We start from the raw sequence: 22398 nt of genomic DNA, 5'->3' as shown, positions 1-22398 counted from the left end.
GGTGCGGTGGGCGCGGTGATCAGGGTGATGCCGTTCATGTCGTTCTTCACGCTGGTCACCGTGGCCGTGGTGCCCCTGGCCGCCGCGCTGTACATGGTCACCAGTACGGCGTGGGGCGTGGTGGAGCGGGCCGTCCTGTACCGGTGATCCACCACCGCGGCGCAGTCGCCCGGAGGGAAGACGGCCCGCACCGGTGAGGGTGCGGGCCGTTATCCCCGGCCGACGGGTGCGAGGGCCGTGGCCCTGCCCGTCGGGCGGTCAGCTGCCTACGAGGGTCTGCCAGGTGGCCGGGCCGACGCTTCCGTCGACGGCGAGGCCCTTGGAGGACTGGAACGACTTCACCGCGGAGAGGGTCGCCGGGCCGAAGCTGCCGTCGACGGTCAGCGAGTAGCCCTTGGAGTTCAGCTCCGTCTGGACGGCCTTGACCGCGTTGCCCGTGGCGCCGCTCTGGACGGTGACGATCAGCTTGGACCAGGTGGCCGGTCCGGTGATGCCGTCGGCGGCCAGCCCGTTGGCACGCTGGAAGGCGGTGACCTGGTTCTGCGTGGCCGGGCCGTAGCTGCTGTCCACGGTGGTGGCGTAGCCGCGGGCGTTGAGCAGGTACTGCAGTGCCCTGACGTCCACTCCGGTGGCGCCGTACTTCAGGACCGGCCAGGACGGCAGCGGGGCGGGAGCCGGGGTGGTGCCGGTGCCGATGTTGGCCATGGCGCGCAGCTGGGTGAGCGTGCCGCGGTAGACGTTGAGGTCGACGTTGCCGCTGATGCCGGAGACCGCACCGGTCTCGCTGTGCTGCCAGAACGACCAGGAGCGGTTCGCGCCGGGGAGGGCGGCCGGCTCGTTGGAACCGCTCTGGTAGCGCGGCTGCCACAGCGGAGTGGTGGAGAAGACGCTGCCGTTGCCCTTCAGGCAGTCGTCGACGAACCACTTGGAGGTGTAGACGATCGGGGCGACCCCGAAGGACGACTTGATCTTGTTGATGAAGGTGCTGATGTGCGTGGTGGTGGCGTAGGCCGGGCACGCGCCGTTGTGGTGCTCCAGGTCGATGACCGGGGGCAGCTGGCCGGCGGCCTTGCCGGTGTAGCCGGCGGTGCGCAAGGTTCTGATGAAGTGGTCGGCCTGGGCGCTGCCGGTGCCTTCCGCGTAGAAGTGGTAACCGGAGTTCATCAGCCCCGCGGCGGCGGAGGCCTTGAAATCCTGGTTGAAGTAGGGGTCGACCCAGCCGGTGCTCTGGGACGCCTTGTGGAACACGAACTTCTGGCCCGAGGCGGCGACGCTGTTCCAGTTGATCGCCGAGCCGTGGTTCCAACGGCTGGTGTCGATGCCCTTGACGCTGTAGCTGCTCGGGTAGGCGGCCTGTGCCGGGGTGGTGCCGGTCAGACCGAGGGCGACGGCGGTCGCCGTGCCGACCACGGCGGCCCGTACGGACACGCCCGCGAAAGTGGTGCGCATACCTTTTCTTCCTCCAGTGACGCACGTCTTCCCGGACGGCCTTTTCGGGCCGTGCTGGGGAGGGGAGTTGACGTGGCGTGGGGTACCGGCGGGTCACTTTCGCCGCCGGATGCAGAGGCGATCATCGCGGAATCACAAGGCGGTTGGCAGTACCCTCGGAGAACTTTGCCTACGTGCATTGGGTGATAAATCGCTGCGCATCGTGGCGAATCGCGGAGGATGCTGGGAGAACACCTAGGAAGGTGTTGTCGAGCTGTCCATGGGGCAGGGTGGCTGATAGACAATTTGACGACACCTTCTTTACGCCCGGAATACCTCGGGCGTTAATGTCGGAGTAACCGGTCGACGCCTTGTTTGAAAGAGCGCGGACCGACGTGCTGGAATGCGCCGAACTGCCCTGCTGTGCGGGCCTGGAAACATCAACGGCATACGTCATGTGCTGCCATCGAGAGGTTGTTGGTCGAGTGAGGCGGAACACGACGAGCCGCGCATCGCGGTCGGGGGGACAATTCACCCCTCCACCGCGGGCCGCGGAATCGCCCACGCAGGTCGCCGGCGAGGACACACCCAAGGGCAGCACAAGCCGATTCACCCCCGGGAACTGGCTCATGCCCACCCGGCTCAACGCGATCCTGTTCCTGCCGGTAGTGGTCTGTCTGGTGATGGGGACGGTCCAGATCCAGGGATCGTTCCGCGACTGGCAGGCGGCGGTCACCGCGGGGAAGACCGCCCGCGTGGTCCAGGCGGCTTTCGTCTACGGCCACCGTCTGCAGGAAGAGCGCGACGTGTCCGTCGAACCCCTGCTGCGCGATGCCAAGGACGACCAGCGCGTCGTCGAAGCCCGTGGGGCCACCGACAAGGCGGCCGAGGAATTCCACGCCGTGGTGGAGGACGCGCCGGAAACGGAAACCCTCAACCGCCGCCTCGACGCCTTCCTCGAGCAGGAATCGAAGCTCGACGACCTCCGCGCCGCCGCTTACACCGGCGCTCTCAAGGGCGTCGAGACCGAGGAGGGATACCTCGCCATTCAGCACCCCCTGCTGGAGCTCTCCAACGAACTCGGTCCGGGCACCACCGACGTCACCGGGTACGGCCGCACCCTCTACGCCATCTCGATGTCCAAGAGCGCGATCTCCCTTCAGCGCGCCATCGGTATGCACCTTCTGGTCAACGGTCCGGACGCCGCGGATGCCGCCGAGCAACGCGGCGCCCTGACCTCGTACGCCTATCTCGAGGGGATCGCCACCCACGAGTACCTCTCGGGCGGCAGCGAGAAGGACATCACCGCGCTGGAGGAGGTGCAGAGGCAGGTCGAGGCCGAGGCCGGGGCCAGGGCCGAGGAAGCCGCGGCCGAAGCGAAGGCGAACGGTGAGGAGTTCGTGGCCCCGCCGGCCCCCGACAAGGCCCTCGCGCTCCTGGCCGCGCCGGACGCCACCAGGGCGACACTGGCCGCGCGGGCTGTCACCCCCGAGTCGTGGTGGGCCACCACCACTGCCGAGTTCGAGGCTTACAGGACCATCGAGACGGAGCTCATCGACAATGCCGTGAAAAGGACCTCCGACCTCGACGGCGAGGCAAATCGTGAGGCCATCGTCACGGCGACCGTCGTCCTGGTCGGTCTGCTCGTCACCTCACTCCTCGCCGGACTCATGGCCCGGCAGATGAGCCGCTCCATGCTCCGGCTGCGGTCGGCCGCCCTCGACGTCGCGGAGCAGCGGCTGCCGATGCTCGTCGACCAGCTCTCCCGCACGGATCCGGGCCGGGTCGACACCCGGGTCGAGCCCATCCCGATCACGACGACCGACGAAATCGGCGAGGTCGCCCGCGCGTTCGACCAGGTGCACCGCGAGGCGGTCCGCCTCGCTGCCGAGCAGGCACTGCTGCGGGGCAACGTCAACGCGATCTTCACCAATCTGTCGCGCCGCAACCAGTCCCTGATCGAGGGGCAGTTGACCCTCATCACGGATCTGGAGAACAACGAGGCCGATCCGGACCAGCTGGAACACCTCTTCAAGCTGGACCACCTCGCGACCCGTATGCGCCGCAACGGAGAGAACCTCCTCGTCCTCGCGGGCGAGGAGCCCGGCCGCCGCTGGGACCAGCCGATCCCGCTGGTCGACGTCCTCCGCGCCGCCGCCTCCGAGGTGGAACGGTACGAGCGCGTCGAACTCGTGGGTGTGCCGGAGGCGGAGATCCACGGCCGCGCCGTGTCGGACCTCGTGCACCTGCTCGCCGAGCTGATGGAGAACGCCACCACGTTCTCCTCGCCCCAGAACAAGGTCCTCGTCGCCGCGACGCGCCTGCCCGACGGCCGGATCATGATCGAGATACACGACAAGGGCATCGGCCTCACCCCTGAGGACTTCGCGGACATCAACCACCGTTTGGCGAAACCGCCGACCGTGGACGCGGAGATCTCGCAGCACATGGGACTGTACGTCGTCAGCCGGCTCTCCGGCCGTCACGGGATTCGCGTCCAGTTGCGCCCCTCCGGCGAGCAGGCCGGCACGACGTCGCTGGTCATGCTGCCGGAGGCGATCACTCATGGTGGCGGCGGCGATCAGGTCATGGGGGGCGCGGAATTCACCGTCGCCTCCATCATCCCGGAACAGCAGTCCCACGAGGCTCCTCCCCAGCGGACGGCGGCCGAACTCGGCTTCGACGACAGCCGCTACACCGCCGAGGGGCCGCAGGACCTCCGGGAACTCGACCGGGTCGGACGTTCGTCGCTGCGCGAGGAACTGCGTGCGGCTCTCGAGGCGACGCAGAACCAGAGGGGCGGAGACCGTCCGGCGTTCCGCGACGAGGCCAGGCAGCCCTCCGTGTACCAGGAGCCCGATCCGTATCAGGACCGGCAGCCCGGTCACCCTGCCCCCGTGTTCGCCGCCCAGGCGGGTGCGTACGGCGATCAGTCTGCCCATGACGGCAGTGCGGCCGACTACGGCGACAGGGAAAGCCACGAAGGGGCCGGCGGCCATGGCGACCGCACCGGCCATGAGGGACGGCTCGCCCACAATGGTCAGTACGTCCCCGTACAGAACGGCCACCACGGCGACGGCTACCCGGCCGCCGGCTACCAGGAACAGCGGCCTCCCATGCCGGACGCCTACGCCGGTCGGGGCGAACCGTCGCATCGGGGCGAGTGGCAGGACTCGAGCGGCTACGGTGACGCGTACATGCCCACGTCCGGCACGGAAGCGGCAACCGGTCCGGGAGGAGCCGAACCGGCCGCGGGACACGCAGGGTTCCCGCCTCCGGCTGTCCCGGGCACCGTCCACGAGGTGACCGACGTCGGCCTTCCTCGCCGGAACAGCGCGGCAGGGCCCGACGATGCCGCCCATCGAGGGGGCCGGTAGGAGCCGGCGCGCGCAGGCCACGACTCCCTTCTCGGTGAGGAAGAGAACGACCTGCGCTCGGCCGACGACGAGCGCCAGGAGCGGGCGGAGCGGCTCAAGCGGCCGAAGGCCGGCGGGGTTACCGCCTCCGGCCTGCCACGCCGGGTCCCGAAGACCGATCTGGTCGAGGGCGCGGCGGAGCACACTCCGCAGGGCGGCCGCCCCGCTGGTGATCGACGAACCCGACGGTCATTCCGGCCCCAAGGCCACCGGCTCAACCTGACAACACCTTCTCCGTCCCGACGACAGCACCACCCGACCCGGAGAAGTGGAACCCGGCGCCCGTTCGATGCGACAACCGGGCCGCCGGCCTTCCCGCCATCAGCCAAAGAAAGCAAAACGGTCCGCCGACTCCTTCGACAGACCGTCATGCAAGGTCGAGGCCAGACTTCCTCACATTTGTTTTGGCCGGCGACAGGCCTGGCATCGGGCGTGTACACACGAAGCGGTTCCGCTTCGGAGGCATGAAAGGGGATGAAGCCATGACTCTTGTGTATGTGTTCTTCGGCGTCATGTTGTTCGCGGGGTTCCTCATTGTGTGGATGATGGGGAAGTCCGGCAGGAAGTGAGCGCTTTTCACCCTCACGTTGACGCGTGGAGCAGAACGGGAGCGGTCTTCACGATGTCGGTGATGCGGTTGGTGCGGAGCGGGCGGACTCCTCGAAATCCATGAGTCGTCCTCATTCTTCACCTGACCTGCCCGAACGAAGGCCGAAAACGGCTCGGTGCCGCCAACCCGATGAACTGGTCGGACTTCACCGTTTCCCACCCCGCACGAAGACCGACGACCGCCTCGCCGGCGAGGGCGGGCATCAGTCGGCCAGGAAGTGCTCCAGCGCTTCCACCACGAGCTGATGGTCCTGGAGTTGGGGAAGCCCGGAGACGGTCACCGCGCCGATCACGCCGACGCCCTCGACGGTGATCGGGAACGAACCCCCGTGGGCCGCGTAGGTGTCGGGGTCCAGGCGCGAGGACTCCTCGAACGTCGTGCCCTTGGCCCGGTGCCGGGCGCCCACCAGGTACGACGCGGAGCCGTACCGTTCGACGACCCGGCGCTTGCGGGCGATCCAGGCGTCGTTGTCGGGGGTGGAGCCGGGGAGGGCGGCGTGGAAGAGCTGCTGGCCCGCGCGGTGGATGTCGATGGCGACGGGGGCGTCGCGCACCCGGGCCAGGTCGACGAGGAACGAGCCCAGTTCCCAGGCGTCCTCGTGGCTGAACCGCTGGAAGACCAGGCGGCGTTCCTGCGCCTCCAGTTCTTCCAGGCTCGGCCCTTCCGTACTCGGTGCTCCCACAGTCGCCTCTCCCTCGCGGGCGGCGGGTTCGGGTCGGGTCACAGCGTCACCGTCACTTTCTCGTCGGCCGAGCGCCGGGCCGCCTCCAGGACGTCCAGGGCGGCGGCGGCCTCGCGCGCGGTCACCGGGTTGGGGCCGCCCTCCCGGAGGGCCTTCGCCACGGCCGTGTAGTAGGCGGGGTAGTCGCCGGGGAGCGTCGGCTCGGGGCGCCCGCCGCCGGTCACCGGGGACTCCCCGGAACCGACGCGGCCCCACAGCTCCTCCGGCTCGGTGCCCCAGCCGGAACCGGCGCCGGGGCGCAGGCCGTCGCGCAGGGCGGCCTCCTGGGGGTCGAGGCCGTGCTTGACGTAGCCCGCCTTCGAGCCCAGGACGCGGAAGCGCGGGCCGAGCTGGGCCGTGGTCGCGGAGACGTAGAGGTGGGAGCGGACGCCGTTCGCGTGGGTGAGGGCGATGAAGGTGTCGTCGTCGGTGCGCGCGCCCTCGCGGCGGATGTCCACCTCGGCGTGGACGGAGGTCACCGGGCCGAAGAGGACCAGGGCCTGGTCGACGACATGGCTGCCGAGGTCGTAGAGCAGGCCGCCGATCTCCGCGGGGTCGCCGGACTCGCGCCAGCCGCCCTTGAGCTGCGGCCGCCAGCGCTCGAAGCGGGACTCGAACCGGTACACATCGCCGAGTGTGCCCTCGGACACCAGTTTGCGCAGGGTGAGGAAGTCGTTGTCCCAGCGGCGGTTCTGGAAGACGGACAGGAGCAGGCCGCTCTCCTCGGCGAGCGCCGCCAGCCCGCGGGCCTCGGCGGCCGTGCCGGCGACGGGCTTGTCGACGACGACCGGCAGGCCGGCCTTCAGGGCGGTGGTGGCGAGCGGGACGTGCGTCCTGTTCGGCGACGCGACGACGAGCAGGTCCAGCTCGGCGGCGCGCTCGAACAGCTCGTCCTGCGTCGCCGCGAGGCGGACGTCCGGGAACTCGGCGCGGGCCTGCTGCTGCCGCTCGGGGTTCGAGGTGACCACCGTGTCGAGCGCGAGGCCCTCGGTCGCGGCGATCAGCGGGGCGTGGAACACGGAGCCCGCGAGGCCGTAGCCGACGAGGCCGACGCGGAGGGGAGTGCCAGTCATGCCCCTACTTTCGCAACGCTGTTGCCAAAGTGCAAGCACGGGAGAGAATGGGCGGGTGAACAGGACGTACGGCGGTATGCGGGGCGGGACGGGGGCGACCGGCACAGCGGGCGTGACGGGTGGGACGGGCGTGACGAGTGGGGTCAATCTGTTCGCCCTGCGCAGCCACAACACCGCGCTCGTGCTCGACCTGCTGCGGACCGCCGGGGCGGAGGGCATCAGCCGGCTGGAGCTCGCCGAGCGGACCGGTCTCACCCCGCAGGCGGTCAGCAAGATCACCGCCCGGCTGCGGGCGGAGGGGCTCGCGGCGGACGCGGGACGCCGGGCCTCCACCGGGGGCAAGCCCCGGACGGTGCTGCGGCTGGTGCCGGAGGCGGGGCACGCGGTGGGCGTGCACCTGGACCGGGACGAACTGCGGGCCGTCCTGGTCGACCTCGACGGGACGGTCGTGGGGGAGCGGAGCGCCCCCCTGGACCTGGGGGCGGGGGCGGAGGCGGTACTGGCGGGGGTGGCGGGAGTCGTCGAGGGGCTGTGGGCCGCCGGGGACGGGACCGGCGGAGACGGGGTCGCCGGGGACGGAGCCGGCACCGACGTCCGGGTGCCGCCCCGGCCCGCCCTGCTGGGCGCCGGGGTCGCCCTGCCCGGGCCGCTCGACCACGCCCGGGGCGTGCTGCACCGGGTGACCGGGTTCCCCGAGTGGGACGGGTACCCGCTGCGGGACGCGCTGTCGGAACGGCTCGGCGTGCCGGTCGTCGTCGACAAGGACACCAACGCGGCGGCGCTGGGTCTGGCCGTCGACGGCGAGGGCGGCTCCTTCGCCTATCTGCACCTCGGTACGGGGCTCGGGGCCGGGCTGGTGATCGGCGGCAGCGTGCACCGGGGGCCGCGGACCGGGGCGGGGGAGTTCGGACACCAGGTCGTCCAGTTGGACGGGCCGCGCTGCGGTTGCGGCGACCGCGGCTGCGTCGAGGCGCTGTGCCTGGCCGCCGTGGCGCGGGGCGACACGGACGAGGCGGCGCGGGTGCTGGGCGTCGGCGCGGCGAACCTGGTGGGCCTGCTCGACATCGACCGCGTCCTGCTCGGCGGTCGCACGATCGAGGCCGCCCCGGAGGCGTTCACGCGGGGCGTTCGTGCGGTGCTGGACACCCGGGCCCGGCGCACGGGGGACACGGCCGTGCCGGTACGGGTCGCCTCCGGGGGCGGGGGCGGGGTCGCGGAAGGGGCGGCCCAGTCGGTACTGGCGCCGGTGTTCGGACGGGGGGACGGGTAGCCGGAAAGCAGGGGACGGAGGGGGTGCGCTGCTCCGAGCGGGGGGAATCGTGGGGCCGTGCGGGGGTGTTCGGGCGTGTCGCCGTGGTGTCCGCCCGCCGATCGGCAAGGTCATACGGCATGCGACTCCGCACACCCGCGTCCCTCTTCCTGGCGGTGCTGGCCGCCGTTCTTCCCACCGAGGCCCAGGCCCGGACGGAAGCACCGCCGCCCGCCTGCGCCACCGGGGACGACGCCGACTTCCCCCTCACCGCCCGTATCCACGGCGGCCCGGACACCTACACGGCCGGCGGCGGCTACGGCACCTGGTACCTCCAGCTCACCAACACCACCGACCGCTCCTGCGGCGGCATCCATCCGGTCGTCGTACTCGTCGACGAGAAGCGGGAGTTGCGGGCCTCGCAGCCGGTGCTGGAGTTCTACGCGCCGGACCGGGAACAGCCGCACCCCGTCCGCTTCGAGACCACCGACGAGGACGAACTCGTCGGCGCCTTCGTCGACGAGCACGCGGGCTTCGCGGGGTTCACCGTCGAGCCCGGCCGGACCCTCACCGTGCAGGTACGGCTCGCGCTCACGTCCGACGCCGCGGCGGGCGAGGTCGTCGCCAAGGCCGCCGTCGTCCAGCGGCGCGAGGACGACGGCGACTGGGTCGGGCAGTCGGACGACTACCGGTTCCGGATCGAGCCGGCGCCCGGCAAGGGGGCCGGTGCCACCGGCCCCGAAGAGCTCGCCCGTACCGGCGCCGGCCCCGCCGGGCCGCTCCTGACCGTCGCCGCGGTGGCCCTGCTCGCCGGGGGACTGGCGGGGGCGCGGGCCCGTCGGCGGCGCTGAACCCGGCCGGCCGGGGAGCGACGGAGCACCCCGGGTGTTCTCGAGCCGCACCACACCGGGCGTTCCCCCAAGATCCGGGCATGTCTAGGCTGGGGCGCAGGAAGGACCGCGTACGGCAGGAGATCTCGCACATGGCAGACCGCAAGCCGATCGAATCGTGGCTCACCGACATGGACGGGGTGCTCATCCACGAGGGTGTGCCGATCCCGGGGGCCGACGCCTTCATCAGGAAGCTGCGTGAGTCCGGAAAACCCTTCCTGGTGCTCACCAACAACTCGATCTACACCCCGCGCGACCTGCACGCCCGGCTCCGCCGCATGGGCCTGGACGTCCCGATCGAGAACATCTGGACCTCGGCGCTCGCCACCGCCAAGTTCCTGGACGACCAGCGCCCGAACGGCTCGGCGTACGTCATCGGCGAGGCCGGCCTGACCACCGCGCTGCACGACATCGGCTACGTCCTCACCGACCACGAACCGGACTACGTCGTCCTCGGAGAAACTCGAACCTACTCCTTCGAGGCCATGACGAAGGCGGTACGGCTGATCAACGACGGCGCCCGCTTCATCGGGACGAACCCCGACGAGACCGGCCCCTCCGCCGAGGGCCCGCTCCCGGCGACCGGCGCGGTGGCGGCGCTGATCACCAAGGCGACGGGCCGGCAGCCGTACTTCGCGGGCAAGCCGAACCCGCTGATGATGCGCACCGGTCTGAACACCCTCGGCGCGCACTCCGAGAGCAGCGCCATGATCGGCGACCGGATGGACACCGACGTCCTGGCCGGCATCGAGGCCGGGATGCAGACGTTCCTGGTGCTCACCGGCCTGACCCGGCCCGAGCAGGTCGAGAACTTCCCGTACCGGCCGTCCCAGGTCCTGGACTCCATCGCGGACCTCGTCGACCTCGTCTGACCCGCGCCCCCGTCTGACACACGTAAAACCCCGCGTGCCCCGATGCCACTCGTACGGCGCAGCACCGCACCCCTGTGGATGCGTCTGCCTGCCCGGCAGGGCACGCTCCCGGTGTCTGGAGGTGCCCCGATGGGTTCTGTGCGACGCGCTCTCTGTACCGGCGTCCTGGCGGCCACCGCGCTCACCCCGGCGGCGTACGCGGCGGACGGCGCGGACGGGGTGTCGGTGACACCGGCGACACCTGCCCCCGGCGCCGACGTCACCCTCGAAGTGGCGGAGTGCGCCGAGCGGACCGCGGTCGCGGTGTCCTCGGCGTTCGTCTCCGAGGCCCGGCTCACCGTCGCCGACGGCGTACTCGTCGGGGAGCGTCGAGGACATCCAGGTCCTCCCCCGGGACGGCTTCGACGCCCGGCGGGCCTACGGGCCCCGCCGCTCCGGCCGGGCCGAACTGCGCCTCGTCACCCGCGGCGGCAGCTTCGACGAGGCACGCCACCGCCACACGGCCAACGTGATCGTCTCGGCGTACCCGACGGACACCACCACCGCCTGACGCCGGCTCCCCACCCGTCCACCCGGCCGTACCGCAGGGGCTGTAACAGGTCGCGGACAAGACGGGCTCGGCCTCATGGGTGCCGCGGGGCGTATGCCAGGATTGGGGCTCGGAAGGCTCGGAACGAGTGCACCCAAGGGGGGTTGGATGTACGGCAGCAGGGGGGTCGGGGCGTTCGCCGGGAGGCGGGCGTCGGCAGCGGTACTGGGGGCGGTGCTGCTGATCACGGGCTGTTCCTCCGGTGATGACGAGGGGGGCGGATCCGGCAAGGGGGCCGACGCGGCGATCACGCAGCAGCCGAAGGGCGCCAGCCCCTTCTGGGTCAACCCGCAGGGCAACGCCGCACAGCAGATGGCCGACCTGGAGAAGGACGGCAAGAAGGCGGAGGCCGAGCAGGTCCGCAAGATCGCGGAGCAGCCCACCGCCGAATGGATCAGCCCGGAGAACCCGGAGGAGCAGACCCGCGGCTTCACCGAGGCCGCCGACGAGGCGGGCCGCACCGCGCTGCTCGTCCTCTACAACATCCCGCACCGGGACTGCGGCCAGTACTCGCAGGGCGGTGCCGCCGACGGCGACGCCTACCGCTCCTTCATCGACGGCGTGGCCAAGGGCATCGGGGACCGCGCGGCGACCGTGATCCTGGAGCCCGACGCGGTGCTCCACCTGGTGGACGGCTGCACACCGGAGAAGTTCCACGAGGAGCGCTACGACCTCCTCAGCGGCGCCGTCGACAAGCTCACGGGCCTGAAGAACACCACGGTGTACCTGGACGCGGGCAACGCCGGCTGGGGCAGCCCCGACCAGATCCACGAGCCGCTCAAGTGGGCGGGCCTCGACAAGGCCGACGGCTTCTCGGTGAACGTCTCCAACTTCTACTCCACCGAGGACTCCATCGCCTACGGCAAGAAGCTCTCCGCCAAGGTCGGCGACAAGCCCTTCGTCATCGACACCAGCCGCAACGGCAACGGCCCCTACACACAGGGCGACGCGGACGAGCGCTGGTGCAACCCGCCCGGCCGCGCCCTCGGCGAGACCCCGACGACCGAGACCGCGGACCCGCTGGTGGACGCGTACCTGTGGGTGAAGCGGCCCGGCGAGTCGGACGGCGAGTGCAAGGGCGGTCCGAAGGCCGGCGAGTGGTGGGAGGACTACGCGGTGAAGCTCGCCGAGGCCGGCGACCGCGACTGACCGCGCCGCGGCGCACGCGGCGACGAACAGGAGACAGCAGAAGGGGGTGTCCTCCACCGTGGAGGACACCCCCTTCTGCCACCTGCCTGGCGTCAGGGCACCTGCACCCACTGCGCCTTGCTGGGCGTGCCGTCCGCATCGGTGGCGAACAGCATGTACCAGCCCGCCTGGACCAGGTTCCGGCTCTTGGGAACCGTCACCTCCAGCTTGTCGCCGTCGGCCTCGAAGTCCAGGGCGATGGAGCGCTGATCGATGTCGGTGACGTGGGTCGAGGCGCTCGGCCGGATCAACCGGACGTTCTTGATCGACCCGGCGTCCTTCGAGGTGAACGTGGCGGAGCCGCCGCGCTCGACGGTCTTCGGACCGCCCGTCAGCTCGGGCTGCCCGGTCTCGCCGTACAGGTACGGCGGTGTGTAGATCTCGATGCGCTGTTCGAACTTGCCGGGCTTGGTGTTGGCCTTGTCGCCGTAGAGCGAGTCCGAGCCGAAGAACATCACGCGGCCGTCGGGCAGCAGGATCGAGCCGGCGTGGTAGTTGCGGCCCACCAGCGGATCGGCGACGCGCTTGAACTCGTTCTCCGCCGTCTCGTAGATCCGCGCCTCGAGGATGTTGGAGTCGCTGCGGCCCCGGTAGTCCTCCGAGCCGCCCGAGACCAGGATGTTGTCGTCGGGCAGGATCGAGTACTGCGGGTAGCGGGTTCCCTTGTCCAGGGAGGGGCCGTCCACGAAGCGCGGTTCGTCGGCCTTGAGGTCGACGATCCGGGTCTTCTCGCTGGCCTTCCTGGACTCGCCGACGCCGCCGCCGCCGATCACCATGTACTTCTCGTCCTGCGCCGGCGGCAGCAGCACCGTGCCGGACGTCTCCATCATGTCGGGGTCGCTCAGCCCGGGGATCTTGTCGAACTTGTTGGTCTCCACGTCCCAGACGCCCGGCTCACGGCCCTCGTCGGCCGGTCCGTAGCCCGCGTTCGAACCCGAGTAGAAGACCTTGCCGTTCTGCATCAGGAACAGCGCCGGGTAGGTCGGGAACTGACGGATCTTGTCCGTGTAGGTCCACTTCTTGGTCTCGGGGTCGTAGATCTCGTTCTTGCCCGGGACCAGCTGGCCGATGTCGTCGAGGCCGGAGACGCTGAGGATCTTGCCGTCGCTCAGGGTGGTGAGCGTCGGGTACCAGCGGGCCTCCTTCATCGGGTCGACCTTGATGTACTTCTCCGCCACCGGGTCGAACTCGAAGGCGTCGTCGATGCCCTGGAAGTCCTTCTTGTCCAGGGCGAGCTTCTCGGCGATGCCGTACGTGTTCTGCGCGTCCTCGCCGGTCAGACCCTGCACGGTGTAGTTGTCCTGGGTGCCGGTCTCGTACTTGGCACCCTCCTTCTGCGCCTCGACGTAGGTGCGGCCGTAGCCCGGGGTGTTGCCCAGGAACTCGCCGGTCTCCTTGTCGAAGTTCTTCTTGGCGCGCGGGACGAGCACCGGGTCCTTCGAGACGAAGGTCTTGCCGTTCTCCTTGCCGACGAACCTGGTGCCCGCCGGCAGGGTGATCGGCTTGTCCGGGTTCTCGTTGTGGACGACCATCAGGCCGCCCGCCTTCGTCACGTCACCCTTGAGCTTCTCGTACCGCTTGGTGCCGCCGGCGATCAGCAGGTTGCCGTTGGCGAGCTGGGTGTGGCCGGTGCAGAACAGGTCGCTCGGCGTCGGCACCTTCTTGATGGTCTTCTTGACCGGGTCCCAGATCCGCGTGTCGTACTTCTTGGCGTCGAAGTTGTCCTTGTTGTTGCCGGAGCCCGCGACGAGCAGCACCTTGCCGGTGTGCAGCAGCGCCGCGTGGATGGTGTTCTGGCGGTACTCCTCCGGGAACTCGACGATCTCCCAGCGGCCGTTCTCCGCCTTGTACTCCGGCTTGTTGATCTTGTACTGGTGGTATTTCTCGGTCCCGAAGCGGTACAGCCACGGCCCGTTCATTCCGGCCAGCGCGAGCACCACCGCCGTGCCTATCGCGATCCGACGGGCGCGACGGCGGCCTGCACGGTCGTTCATTCCTTACGTCCCCCAAGTCCACCAAGGGCGATCTGCATCGTCTGGTCGTCACCGGGGTGGTAGCCCCCGGTACCTCCTGGCCCGCCCGGTCCCCCCGGTCCCCCCTGCCCTCCCGGTCCGCCGTGGGCGCCGGCCCAGCTGGGCCGGTCCTGCGGGGCGTGGGGCGCGTGGTGCCCGTGGTGCTGCTGCGGCACCTGCGGCAGCTGCTGTGTCCGGGGCTCCGGTACGGAGTCCTGTGCCCGGCCCGCGGCGTGCGCTCCGGGCTTCTTCCTGTCCTGGCGCATGCCGTGGCGCCAGGCGAACATGGGCGCGGCCGTGATGAGCAGGGCGAACGTCGCCCAGATGATCATGGCCGGGTGCGAGTGTCCGTAGACGAATCCGGCGGCGATGGAGCCACCGAAGATCAGGATGAAGTACCAGTGGTACCGGAAGGTGCCGAACCAGGTGTCCGGGCTGGCCGAGTCGCCCTTCGGGGTGACCACGAACTTGCTCTTCTTGCGCAGCACGGAGTCGATCAGTGCCTTCGCGTAGAGCGGTGCCGACAGCGCGGACATCACCATGCCGGCCACACCGCCGGAGCCCTCCGGCTCGTGCGGGGAGACGTTGTGGCGGCGGTTCCAGACGTAGAGGCCGATCTGCAGCGCGGAGGCGTTGCCGTAGAGCATCAGCCAGACCGCGGGGTCGATGTTCACACCCGAGGCGCCCAGGCCCAGGAACAGCGCACAGCTCAGCGCCGCCAGGATCCAGTTCAGGGCCGACATCGGGTAGAAGATGATCATCATGGTGTAGTTGAAGAGCTTGCTCGGCGGGAGCGAGTACCAGCCCTTCCAGTACTGCTTGAGGATCGTCTCGTACGTCCCTCGCGACCAGCGCATCTGCTGGGTGAAGAAGTCCGTCCAGGCGTTGGGGCCCTCACCGACCGCGAGCACGTCCGGGGTGTAGACCGAGCGCCACTTCCTCCCCGTCGCCGGGTTCTTGGCGCGGTGCATCTCGAAGCCGGTCGCCATGTCCTCGGTGATCGAGTCGTACAGACCGCCGATCTGCTTGAGCGCCTTGATGCGCACGGCGTTCGAGGTGCCCACGAACATCGGTGAGCCGTAGCGGTTGCCGGCCCGCTGGATCAGCGCGTGGAAGAGGAACTGCTGCGACTCGGCGGCCTTGGTGACGAAGTTGTCGTAGTTGCCGTAGACCTGCGGGCCGATGACGAAGCCGACGTCCGGGTCGCGGAAGAAGCCGAGCATCCGCTCCAGGTAGTTCGGCAGCGGCACGTGGTCGGTGTCCACCGAGGCGAAGAAGTCGTAGTCGTCGCCGTGCGCGTCCAGCCAGGCGTTGTAGTTGCCGTGCTTGGTCTTGGCGCGGTGCGGGCCCTTCTTCTGGTTCCACTTCGCGACGCCCTTGCGGGAGAAGTGGTGCACGCCCAGACGCGCGCACACCTCCTTCACCTCGGGATCGTCGCCCTCGTCGAGAAGCCAGACGTGCATGACGCCCCGGTGGCGGATCTTCACTGCCGCCTCCAGGGTCTTCGTCACCATCTCCAGCGGCTCCTTGCCGGGCACGAAGGAGGTGAGGAAGGCGACCCGGGTGCCGGTCTCCGGCACCACCGGGACCGGGTCGCGGGCGACCAGGGTGGCGTGCGCGTTCGACAGCACGTTCATGCAGCGGAAGAACTCGATCAGCCCGATCGAGACGAGCATCACCATGTCGAGGGCGGGCAGCCAGTCGAACGCCGGGTAGTCCCGCTCCGTCCAGTGCGCGGGCTGCAGCAGCCACACCAGCAGCACCAGCGACAGCAGCGGGGCCGCGGCCAGCATCAGCGCGATGCGGATGCGGTGCGGCTCCTGCGAGATCAGCGAGCGGTACTGCACTTTGTAGGGTTTGTTCGGATCGGGCTGGGTGAGGGGGCCCGAGAGCCGGCTGTAGTGCTCGTAGTCGTATCTCGGCAGCGTCTTCTTGATCCGCCGGAACGCGCCCGTGTTTCCGGTCCGGTGCGCAGGCACCCTGAGCTGGGTGGTCTGGGACGGGTCGTTGTCCCCTTGGGCGCCTGTCGGCGTCGACGTCATGAATCATCCCCCCACACACGGCCCCGCCGTGTGTTTCGTCGCTTGCTGCCGCCCGCGTCCGGTCCCCCTCGACCGTCCCAGGCGTGTCAATGGTGGCTCGCCGTCACCACGTCACCCACACCATATAGACACGGCGCGGCGTTCTTTCGGTTGCATGATGCTCTCGTCGGCGGCGCTCCGTGAAACGGGACCTCTCACCCCGTACCGTCCGCAACCGGTACCCCGCCCTCCAACAGCCGCGAATGCGCGGCATGATGAAGAACCCAGGTTGTACCGTGTCCATCATGATCGCAAGGTGTGAAAACAGGTGTACGCCGGTCATACGCGCCCATGGTGGCCCCTGAGGTGGTCCGGCGGGGGGCCTGTTCCCCACGTGGTTCCAGTGGCTCCATACGTGTGGTGAGGGCGTTCCGTTCAAGACATGCCCCCCGGCGTGCGCGAGAGGGTGTCCGGCCAAAGGCAACGGGCCCCTCGATCACGAGGAGCCCGTTGTGTCGGTGCGCCGCCAGGGACTCGAACCCCGGACCCGCTGATTAAGAGTCAGCTGCTCTAACCAACTGAGCTAGCGGCGCTCACTGACGCGACAACTCTACCGGACCGGACGGGGTGCTCCCGACCGCCGCCTCCGCCCCGGCGTGGCCGGTGCGGTCCTGCGAAGCCCCGGCCCGGGGCCCGTGCCCGGCGGGATCCGCCACCTGGACCATGACGCGTACATCCTTCGGGCCGTCAGAATGCGCGTCCCGGGCACAGTTGAGAAGCTGACCTTCGTGCACAGACGTGAGGCATTTCACCGGACGTGTGGCCGGATGTGTGACGGGACGTGTGAGGGGAATCGCATGGAACCCCCGGTGTTCGAGGAGTTCGAGCCCGCGGGCGACTGCGGCTGCCCCGGCTGTGTGCACCGGCGGCGCGTCCTCGCGTGTGCGCCGGCCGGCGGCTCGGTCGCCCGCCCGGCGGCGTTCCGCCCCCTCGTGGTGGCCGCCGCGGCCTCGGCGGTGGTCGCCGCGCAGGCCGCCCCCGCCCTGGCCGCCCCCCACACCGCCGAGCGGCCCGGCGTCCCGGGTGTCCCCGCGGGTGACGAGCCCGCCACCCCGCAGGGACCGAGGGCTCCGCTGTACGGCCCCGTCGGCCGGCCGGACGATCCCGCGGACCCCTCGATCCCGGCGACGACGCGCGCGATCACCCGCGCGGACATCATCGAACGGGCCAGGAGATGGGTCGCCCGGAAAGTCCCGTACGACATGACCGCGTTCTGGTCCGACGGATACCGGCAGGACTGTTCGGGCTATGTCTCGATGGCCTGGAACCTGCCCGGAAACGAATGGACCGGCAGCCTCGGGCAGTACGCGGAGAGAATCAGCAAGGACGAACTCCAGCCGGGGGACATGCTGCTCTTCCACAACGCGTCCGATCCCTACGGCGGCTCCCACGTCGTCCTCTTCGGCGGCTGGACGGACGGCGCGCGTACCACTTATGCGGCCTACGAGCAGACTCCTCCGCACACCCTCCAGCGGACCACCCCGTACGCCTACTGGAACAACTCCGCGAGCTACGTCCCGTACCGGTACAAGGGCGTGACCGGCGGTACGGCGGTGGCCAAGGGCGTGAGCGAGGCCACCCAGGCCCCGAAGCCGTTTCCCGGAACGGCCCGTTTCGGCCCCGGCGCGAACAACCCGCACGTCACCGAACTCGGCCGTCTGCTCGTCGGCCGCGGTGGCGCCCGTTTCTACGCCACCGGCCCCGGACCGCGCTGGACGGACGCGGACCGCGCGGCGGTCCTGGCGTTCCAGCAGGCCCAGGGCTGGCAGGGGGCCGCGGCGGACGGTCTGCCGGGGCCGCTGACCTGGGAACTGCTGCTGACCGGCGGGGGCAGGGACATCCCGGCCGTCGAGGACCCGCACGGGGTGCCGGGCTACCCGGGTCAGGCGGCGTTCCGGCCGGGCGCGGTCAACGGCCACGTCACCCGGCTGGGGCAGCAACTGGTGCGGAAGGGGTTCGGCCGCCACTACGTCACGGGGCCGGGCCCGCGCTGGGGCGAGGCGGACCGGCGCAACGTCGAGGAGTTCCAACGCGCCCAGGGCTGGCGCGGCGGCGCCGCGGACGGCCTGCCGGGGCCGGAGACCTGGCGGCGGCTCTTCTCATAGCCCGAGGGTCGCTCGCCGCGACCGACCCCTGCGGCTCCGTCACGGTCCGGAGGGTTCTTCGATCTGACGCATCTGGCGCGGAGGCTGGAGACACGCATGACCACGATCACTTCCCACACCCCTGAATCGCCCGTTCCCGGACCACCCGTCCCCGAACCACCGACCCCCGGACCACCGACCCCTGGAGCCGGGGGCTTGGCGGGGGGCCGGTCCGCGCGGGTCATCCGCAACGAGGCCACCACCGAGATCCCCGTCCATCTGCTCTTCCGCGACGGGCCCGACCCGGTGCCGGTACCGCTGCGGCCCGTGGTGGTGGGGCGCCGGCAGGGGACGGGGGAGCAGCCGCGGCTCGGCCGTCCGGTCGCCGAACGGCCCCTGCCGCCGGTCGACCCCGAGCTGGTGGAGCGGCCCGCCCGGGTGCTGCCCGGCGGTGCGGGGGTGCTCGCCGGGGTGTGCGGGGCGGCCGGGTGCGTGGCCACGTCCTGGTGGGCGGGCGTACTGCCGCCCCTGGCGGCCGGTGCCCTCGGGCTCCCGGAGTACCCGGGAGCCGCAGGGCTCGGGCCCGCCCAGTGGGCGGGGTACGCGACTGCCGGGGCCCTCGGCCTGTTCGGGTTCGGCGGGCTGGCGCGCGGCCGGACCGGGCGGGCCTGGGTGCTCGGTCTGTTCGGCCGCTACCGGGGGAGCGTCCGGCGGACCGGTCTGCTGTGGGTGAACCCGCTGCTGCTGCGCCGCCGGGTCGACGTGCGGCTGCGGCACTGGCGCAGCGAGCCGATGCAGGCGGCCGACCACAGCGGGGTGGCGCTGCGGGTGGTGGTCCTGGTGGTGTGGCGGGTGCGGGACACCGTGCGGGCGACGCTGGGCGTCGAGGACCACGAGACGTACGTACGAGAGTGCGTCGAGGCGGCGCTGCTCCGGGTCCCGATGGAGGCGCCGGGCGCGGTGCGGGGCGCGCCGGACACGGTGCAGGACGCGCTGACCCGGTTGGTGGCGACGGACGCCGCGCCCGTCGGGATCGAGGTGTTCTCGGTGCGGCCGGTCCGGGTGGAGTACGCCCCCGAGGTGGCCGCCGTGATGCACCGGCGCCGGATCGCCGTGCTGGACGCCCAGCACCGGGCGAGCGTGCTCACCTCGGTCGTGGACTCGGTGGAGGACACGGTGACCCGGCTGACCACGCGGGGGCTGGTGGATCTGGACGACTACGAACGCAAGATGCTGGTGAAGGACCTGACGGTGGCGTTCTGCGCGGGACGGGGGGAGACGGGGCCGTAGACCGGCGGGCAGGCCGGTGGTCGGCGGCCGGCGGGCCCGTGTGCCGGGGAAGCGGAACCGGTTCCGCTATTGGTATGGACATGTTCAACTCGTGGCCATAATCTGAGCCTTGGTCTAGACCTACTTGCACGGCTCAGTGAAACTCCCCCACGTTCTCCAGGAGCGGCAGCATGCGCACACGGACCAAGCTGTACGCAGCCGCGGTGGGACTGGCCACGACCGGAGCGCTCGTGCTCTCCTCCGGCGGTGCCAGCGGCCACGGCTACACCGATCTGCCCATCAGCAGGCAGAAGCTCTGCCAGAACGGCAGTGTGACCAACTGCGGCGCCATCCAGTGGGAGCCGCAGAGCGTCGAGGGCCCCAAGGGCTTCCCCGCCTCCGGCCCCGCCGACGGCCGGCTCTGTTCGGCCAACAACACGCCGTTCGCCCAGCTCGACAGCCCGAAGACGCCCTCGGGCGGCGCCTGGCCGACGACCAGGGTGACGGGCGGCCAGAACTACACCTTCCGGTGGCAGTTCACGGCCATGCACGCCACCAGTGACTTCTCGTACTACATCACCAAGCCGGGCTGGAACCAGAACCACAACCTGGCCCGGTCCGACCTCAACCTCACCCCGTTCCTGAAGGTGCCCTACAACGGGCAGCGCCCGCCGCAGACCCTCTCGCACAGCGGCACCCTGCCGTCCGGGCTGAGCGGGCACCACGTCATCCTCGCGGTGTGGACGGTCGCCGACACGAGCAACGCGTTCTACGCCTGCTCGGACGTCACCTTCTGACGTCACCTTCCGGGGTCCGGTGCCGGACACGTCGAAGGGCCTCCCGCTTCCACGAGAGGCCCTTCACCGTGCGCCGCCAGGGACTCGAACCCCGGACCCGCTGATTAAGAGTCAGCTGCTCTAACCAACTGAGCTAGCGGCGCATGACTCCCGCCGTCCGCTTCCCGCGGTCGGCGACTGGAAAATAATACCCGGTCCCGGGGTGTGCTCCGACCGCGGCGGCGACCGCCGCGGTCGGAGTGATGTCGGTGTGGTGTCGGTGTGATCAGGAGGAGAGGCCTCAGATCGTCAGCGACAGCAGCACCGGCGCCGCGTTGTGGTTGAGGGTGTCGGCGGCGTGGCGCAGGCGGTGGGCGTGCTCGACGGGCAGGGACAGGGCCAGGCAGCCCACCGAGGAGCCGGCGGTGATCGGGACGGCCGCGCAGACCGTGCCGATCGCGTACTCCTGGAGGTCCAGCACCGGCACCGTGGGCGGGTGTGCCGCCAGCTGGGAGAGCAGCAGCCTGTCGCTGGTGACGGTGCGCGAGGTGAGCCGCACCGTCCGGTGCCGGGCGAGGTGCTCGCGCCGGCCGTCGTGGTCGAGCTGGGTCAGCAGGCTCTTGCCGAGCGCGGTGGCGTGCGCCGCGTCACGGAAGTCGACCCACTCGTTGACCTTCGGGGTGGCCGGCCCGTCGGCGTACTGGGTGACCTCGACCTCGCCGTCCACGTACCGGCTCATGTAGACGGCGGCGCCGACGGAGTCGCGGAGCCGGTCCAGGGTGCGCTGGAGCTTGTCGCGCAGGGCCTCCTCGTGCTCCTGGGCCGAGCCGAGGCGGGCGAACGCCTCACCGGCGACGTACGCGCCGTCGGCGCCCTGTTCGACGTAGGCCTCGCGGCACAGCATCGGCAGGAGCGTGGTCAGTCGCTCCCGGCCCAGGCCGCTCTCGCGGGCGAGTTCGGTGTCGGTGATTCCGGTGGTGTGCCGCGCCACCGTGTCCAGGACGCGCAGGGCGTCCTGGACCGAGTGGTACGGAGCGGTCGGCTTGTGCTTCAGCGCCACGGTTTCCCCCTGCGCTCGCTCGTAGGCCCTGTCGTCACATTCCCGCCTGCCCGGCGGGCGGACGACGGGAATGTGACGACAGGACCTGGGGCCGCAATCCGGTCAGCGAATCCTCTCCACGATAACCGTCAAGCGGCTCTCCCGGAGCGGGTGTTGACGAGATCGCGGCCCTCCCAACTGCGGCGCCGGTCCCCGGGCATATGCCAGAGGAATGCCCCGGGGTGTCGACCTCGGACGTTCCGGGCCGGCCCGCCCCGGACACGCCCCGTCATCACAGGACCGCGCTGAGGAACTCCCGGGTGCGGTCGTGCTCCGGCTCGCTGAAGATCTTCTCCGGGGCGCCGGCCTCGATGATCCGGCCCGAGTCGAACATCAGGACGCGGTCGGAGATGTCCCGGGCGAAGTTCATCTCGTGGGTGACGCAGAGCATGGTGATGTCGGTGGAGCGGGCGATGTCCCGCAGCACGTCCAGGACGCCCGCGACCAGCTCCGGGTCCAGCGCCGAGGTCACCTCGTCCAGCAGCAGCACCTGCGGCCGCATGGCCAGCGCCCGCGCGATCGCCACCCGCTGCTGCTGGCCGCCGGACAGCTGCGCGGGGTGCTTGTCGACGTGCTCGGTCAGCCCGACCATCTCCAGCAGCTCCCGCGCCCGTTCCTCGGCCGCGTCCTTCGACATGCCGAGCACGGTGACCGGGGCCTCGGTGATGTTCCGCAGCACCGTCATGTTCGGGAACAGGTTGAACTGCTGGAACACCATCCCGATCTTCTTGCGGACCTCGCGGACCTGCTTCTCCGGCGCGGGGTACAGCTGGTCCCCGTCGACGGTGACCGTGCCCTCGTCGGGCTTCAGCAGGGTCATCAGCAGGCGCAGGATCGTGGTCTTGCCCGATCCGGACGGCCCGATCAGGGTGACGTGCCTGCCGGCGTCCACGGAGAAGTCCAGGTTGTCGAGGACCGTGTGGTTCCCGAACCGCTTGGTGACCCCCTCCAGCCGGATCAGCTCGCTGCCCCCGGCCCGGCTGCCGCCCGCGGGAGTCTTCTCGGTACCGGTGCCGGCATCGGCACCGGCGTCGGACATGG

At 70.5% G+C, this 22398-nt stretch carries 14 protein-coding genes, 2 tRNA genes and 2 pseudogenes; 9 read left to right on the top strand and 9 right to left on the bottom strand.

Translation table 11 applies throughout. The features are described 5' to 3' along the window. Nucleotides 1-258 precede the first annotated feature (258 nt). A complete protein-coding gene (locus AB0I73_RS15455) occupies nt 259-1449 on the bottom strand; it encodes a peptidoglycan-binding protein (RefSeq protein WP_363037498.1) in 1191 nt (396 codons plus the stop codon). Between the two features lie 647 nt (nt 1450-2096). Here AB0I73_RS15455 and AB0I73_RS15450 point away from each other — a divergent pair. Then, a pseudogene (locus AB0I73_RS15450) lies at nt 2097-5003 on the top strand (nitrate- and nitrite sensing domain-containing protein); the annotation flags it as partial. 653 nt (nt 5004-5656) lie between these two features. Here AB0I73_RS15450 and AB0I73_RS15445 read toward each other — a convergent pair. Both AB0I73_RS15445 and AB0I73_RS15440 read right to left on the bottom strand, forming a co-directional pair. Further along, on the bottom strand, nt 5657-6136 hold the full coding sequence (locus AB0I73_RS15445; RefSeq protein ID WP_363037514.1) for a heme-degrading domain-containing protein: 480 nt from the start codon (nt 6134-6136) through the stop codon (nt 5657-5659). Nucleotides 6137-6174: 38 nt separating this feature from the next. Further along, nucleotides 6175-7248, bottom strand: a complete 1074-nt coding sequence (locus AB0I73_RS15440) for a Gfo/Idh/MocA family oxidoreductase (RefSeq protein WP_363037496.1) — start codon at nt 7246-7248, stop codon at nt 6175-6177. Nucleotides 7249-7324: 76 nt separating this feature from the next. Between AB0I73_RS15440 and AB0I73_RS15435 the strand changes: the two genes are divergently transcribed. The 5 genes and pseudogenes from AB0I73_RS15435 (at nt 7325) to AB0I73_RS15415 (ending at nt 11997) form a co-directional block, all read left to right on the top strand. Next, the gene (locus AB0I73_RS15435; protein ID WP_363037512.1) at nt 7325-8518 is read left to right on the top strand and encodes an ROK family transcriptional regulator; all 1194 of its coding nucleotides are present in this window, start codon (nt 7325-7327) and stop codon (nt 8516-8518) included. A 119-nt stretch (nt 8519-8637) separates the two neighbouring features. Then, complete coding sequence (locus tag AB0I73_RS15430; protein ID WP_363037494.1) at nt 8638-9348, top strand: hypothetical protein; 711 nt, start codon at nt 8638-8640, stop codon at nt 9346-9348. Nucleotides 9349-9479: 131 nt separating this feature from the next. Beyond that, nucleotides 9480-10259, top strand: a complete 780-nt coding sequence (locus AB0I73_RS15425; protein ID WP_363037510.1) for an HAD-IIA family hydrolase — start codon at nt 9480-9482, stop codon at nt 10257-10259. A gap of 364 nt (nt 10260-10623) precedes the next feature. Continuing rightward, nucleotides 10624-10809, top strand: a pseudogene (locus AB0I73_RS15420) (class F sortase); the annotation flags it as partial. A gap of 147 nt (nt 10810-10956) precedes the next feature. Continuing rightward, the gene (locus AB0I73_RS15415) at nt 10957-11997 is read left to right on the top strand and encodes a glycoside hydrolase family 6 protein (protein ID WP_363037492.1); all 1041 of its coding nucleotides are present in this window, start codon (nt 10957-10959) and stop codon (nt 11995-11997) included. Nucleotides 11998-12089: 92 nt separating this feature from the next. On the opposite strand, the gene AB0I73_RS15410 is transcribed toward AB0I73_RS15415, so the two are convergent. The 3 genes from AB0I73_RS15410 to AB0I73_RS15400 all read right to left on the bottom strand — a co-directional run bounded on the left by AB0I73_RS15410 (nt 12090) and on the right by AB0I73_RS15400 (nt 16662). Next, on the bottom strand, nt 12090-14030 hold the full coding sequence (locus tag AB0I73_RS15410; protein ID WP_363037490.1) for a kelch motif-containing protein: 1941 nt from the start codon (nt 14028-14030) through the stop codon (nt 12090-12092). After that, entirely contained in the window at nt 14027-16090 is a 2064-nt protein-coding gene (locus AB0I73_RS15405; protein ID WP_363037488.1) for a glycosyltransferase family 2 protein, read from the bottom strand. Before AB0I73_RS15405 ends, AB0I73_RS15410 begins: the two co-directional genes overlap by 4 nt. Nucleotides 16091-16588: 498 nt before the next feature. After that, nucleotides 16589-16662: transfer RNA gene (locus AB0I73_RS15400), tRNA-Lys, on the bottom strand. Nucleotides 16663-16926: 264 nt separating this feature from the next. On the opposite strand from AB0I73_RS15400, the gene AB0I73_RS15395 reads away from it, so the two are divergent. The 3 genes from AB0I73_RS15395 (at nt 16927) to AB0I73_RS15385 (ending at nt 20279) form a co-directional block, all read left to right on the top strand. Then, nucleotides 16927-18234 carry a peptidoglycan-binding protein gene (locus AB0I73_RS15395; protein ID WP_363037487.1) on the top strand — a complete coding sequence of 436 codons (1308 nt, stop codon included), beginning with the start codon at nt 16927-16929 and terminating at the stop codon, nt 18232-18234. A gap of 96 nt (nt 18235-18330) precedes the next feature. After that, nucleotides 18331-19503 carry an SPFH domain-containing protein gene (locus tag AB0I73_RS15390; RefSeq protein WP_363037485.1) on the top strand — a complete coding sequence of 391 codons (1173 nt, stop codon included), beginning with the start codon at nt 18331-18333 and terminating at the stop codon, nt 19501-19503. A 170-nt stretch (nt 19504-19673) separates the two neighbouring features. Next, the gene (locus tag AB0I73_RS15385) at nt 19674-20279 is read left to right on the top strand and encodes a lytic polysaccharide monooxygenase (RefSeq protein ID WP_363037483.1); all 606 of its coding nucleotides are present in this window, start codon (nt 19674-19676) and stop codon (nt 20277-20279) included. 69 nt (nt 20280-20348) lie between these two features. Here AB0I73_RS15385 and AB0I73_RS15380 read toward each other — a convergent pair. From AB0I73_RS15380 to ehuA, 3 genes are all read right to left on the bottom strand, one after another. Then, nucleotides 20349-20422: transfer RNA gene (locus AB0I73_RS15380), tRNA-Lys, on the bottom strand. A 137-nt stretch (nt 20423-20559) separates the two neighbouring features. Beyond that, nucleotides 20560-21318, bottom strand: a complete 759-nt coding sequence (locus tag AB0I73_RS15375; RefSeq protein ID WP_363037481.1) for an IclR family transcriptional regulator C-terminal domain-containing protein — start codon at nt 21316-21318, stop codon at nt 20560-20562. A gap of 271 nt (nt 21319-21589) precedes the next feature. After that, nucleotides 21590-22396 (bottom strand): ectoine/hydroxyectoine ABC transporter ATP-binding protein EhuA, encoded by an 807-nt coding sequence (gene ehuA / locus AB0I73_RS15370; protein WP_363037508.1) that lies wholly within the window; start codon nt 22394-22396, stop codon nt 21590-21592. Between the last annotated feature and the right edge of the window lie 2 nt (nt 22397-22398).

The organism is Streptomyces sp. NPDC050388 (assembly GCF_040655635.1).
Lineage (GTDB): Bacteria > Actinomycetota > Actinomycetes > Streptomycetales > Streptomycetaceae > Streptomyces.
The sequence above is the reverse complement of the archived record's forward strand: the minus strand, read 5'-3'. Positions and strand labels throughout refer to the sequence as shown.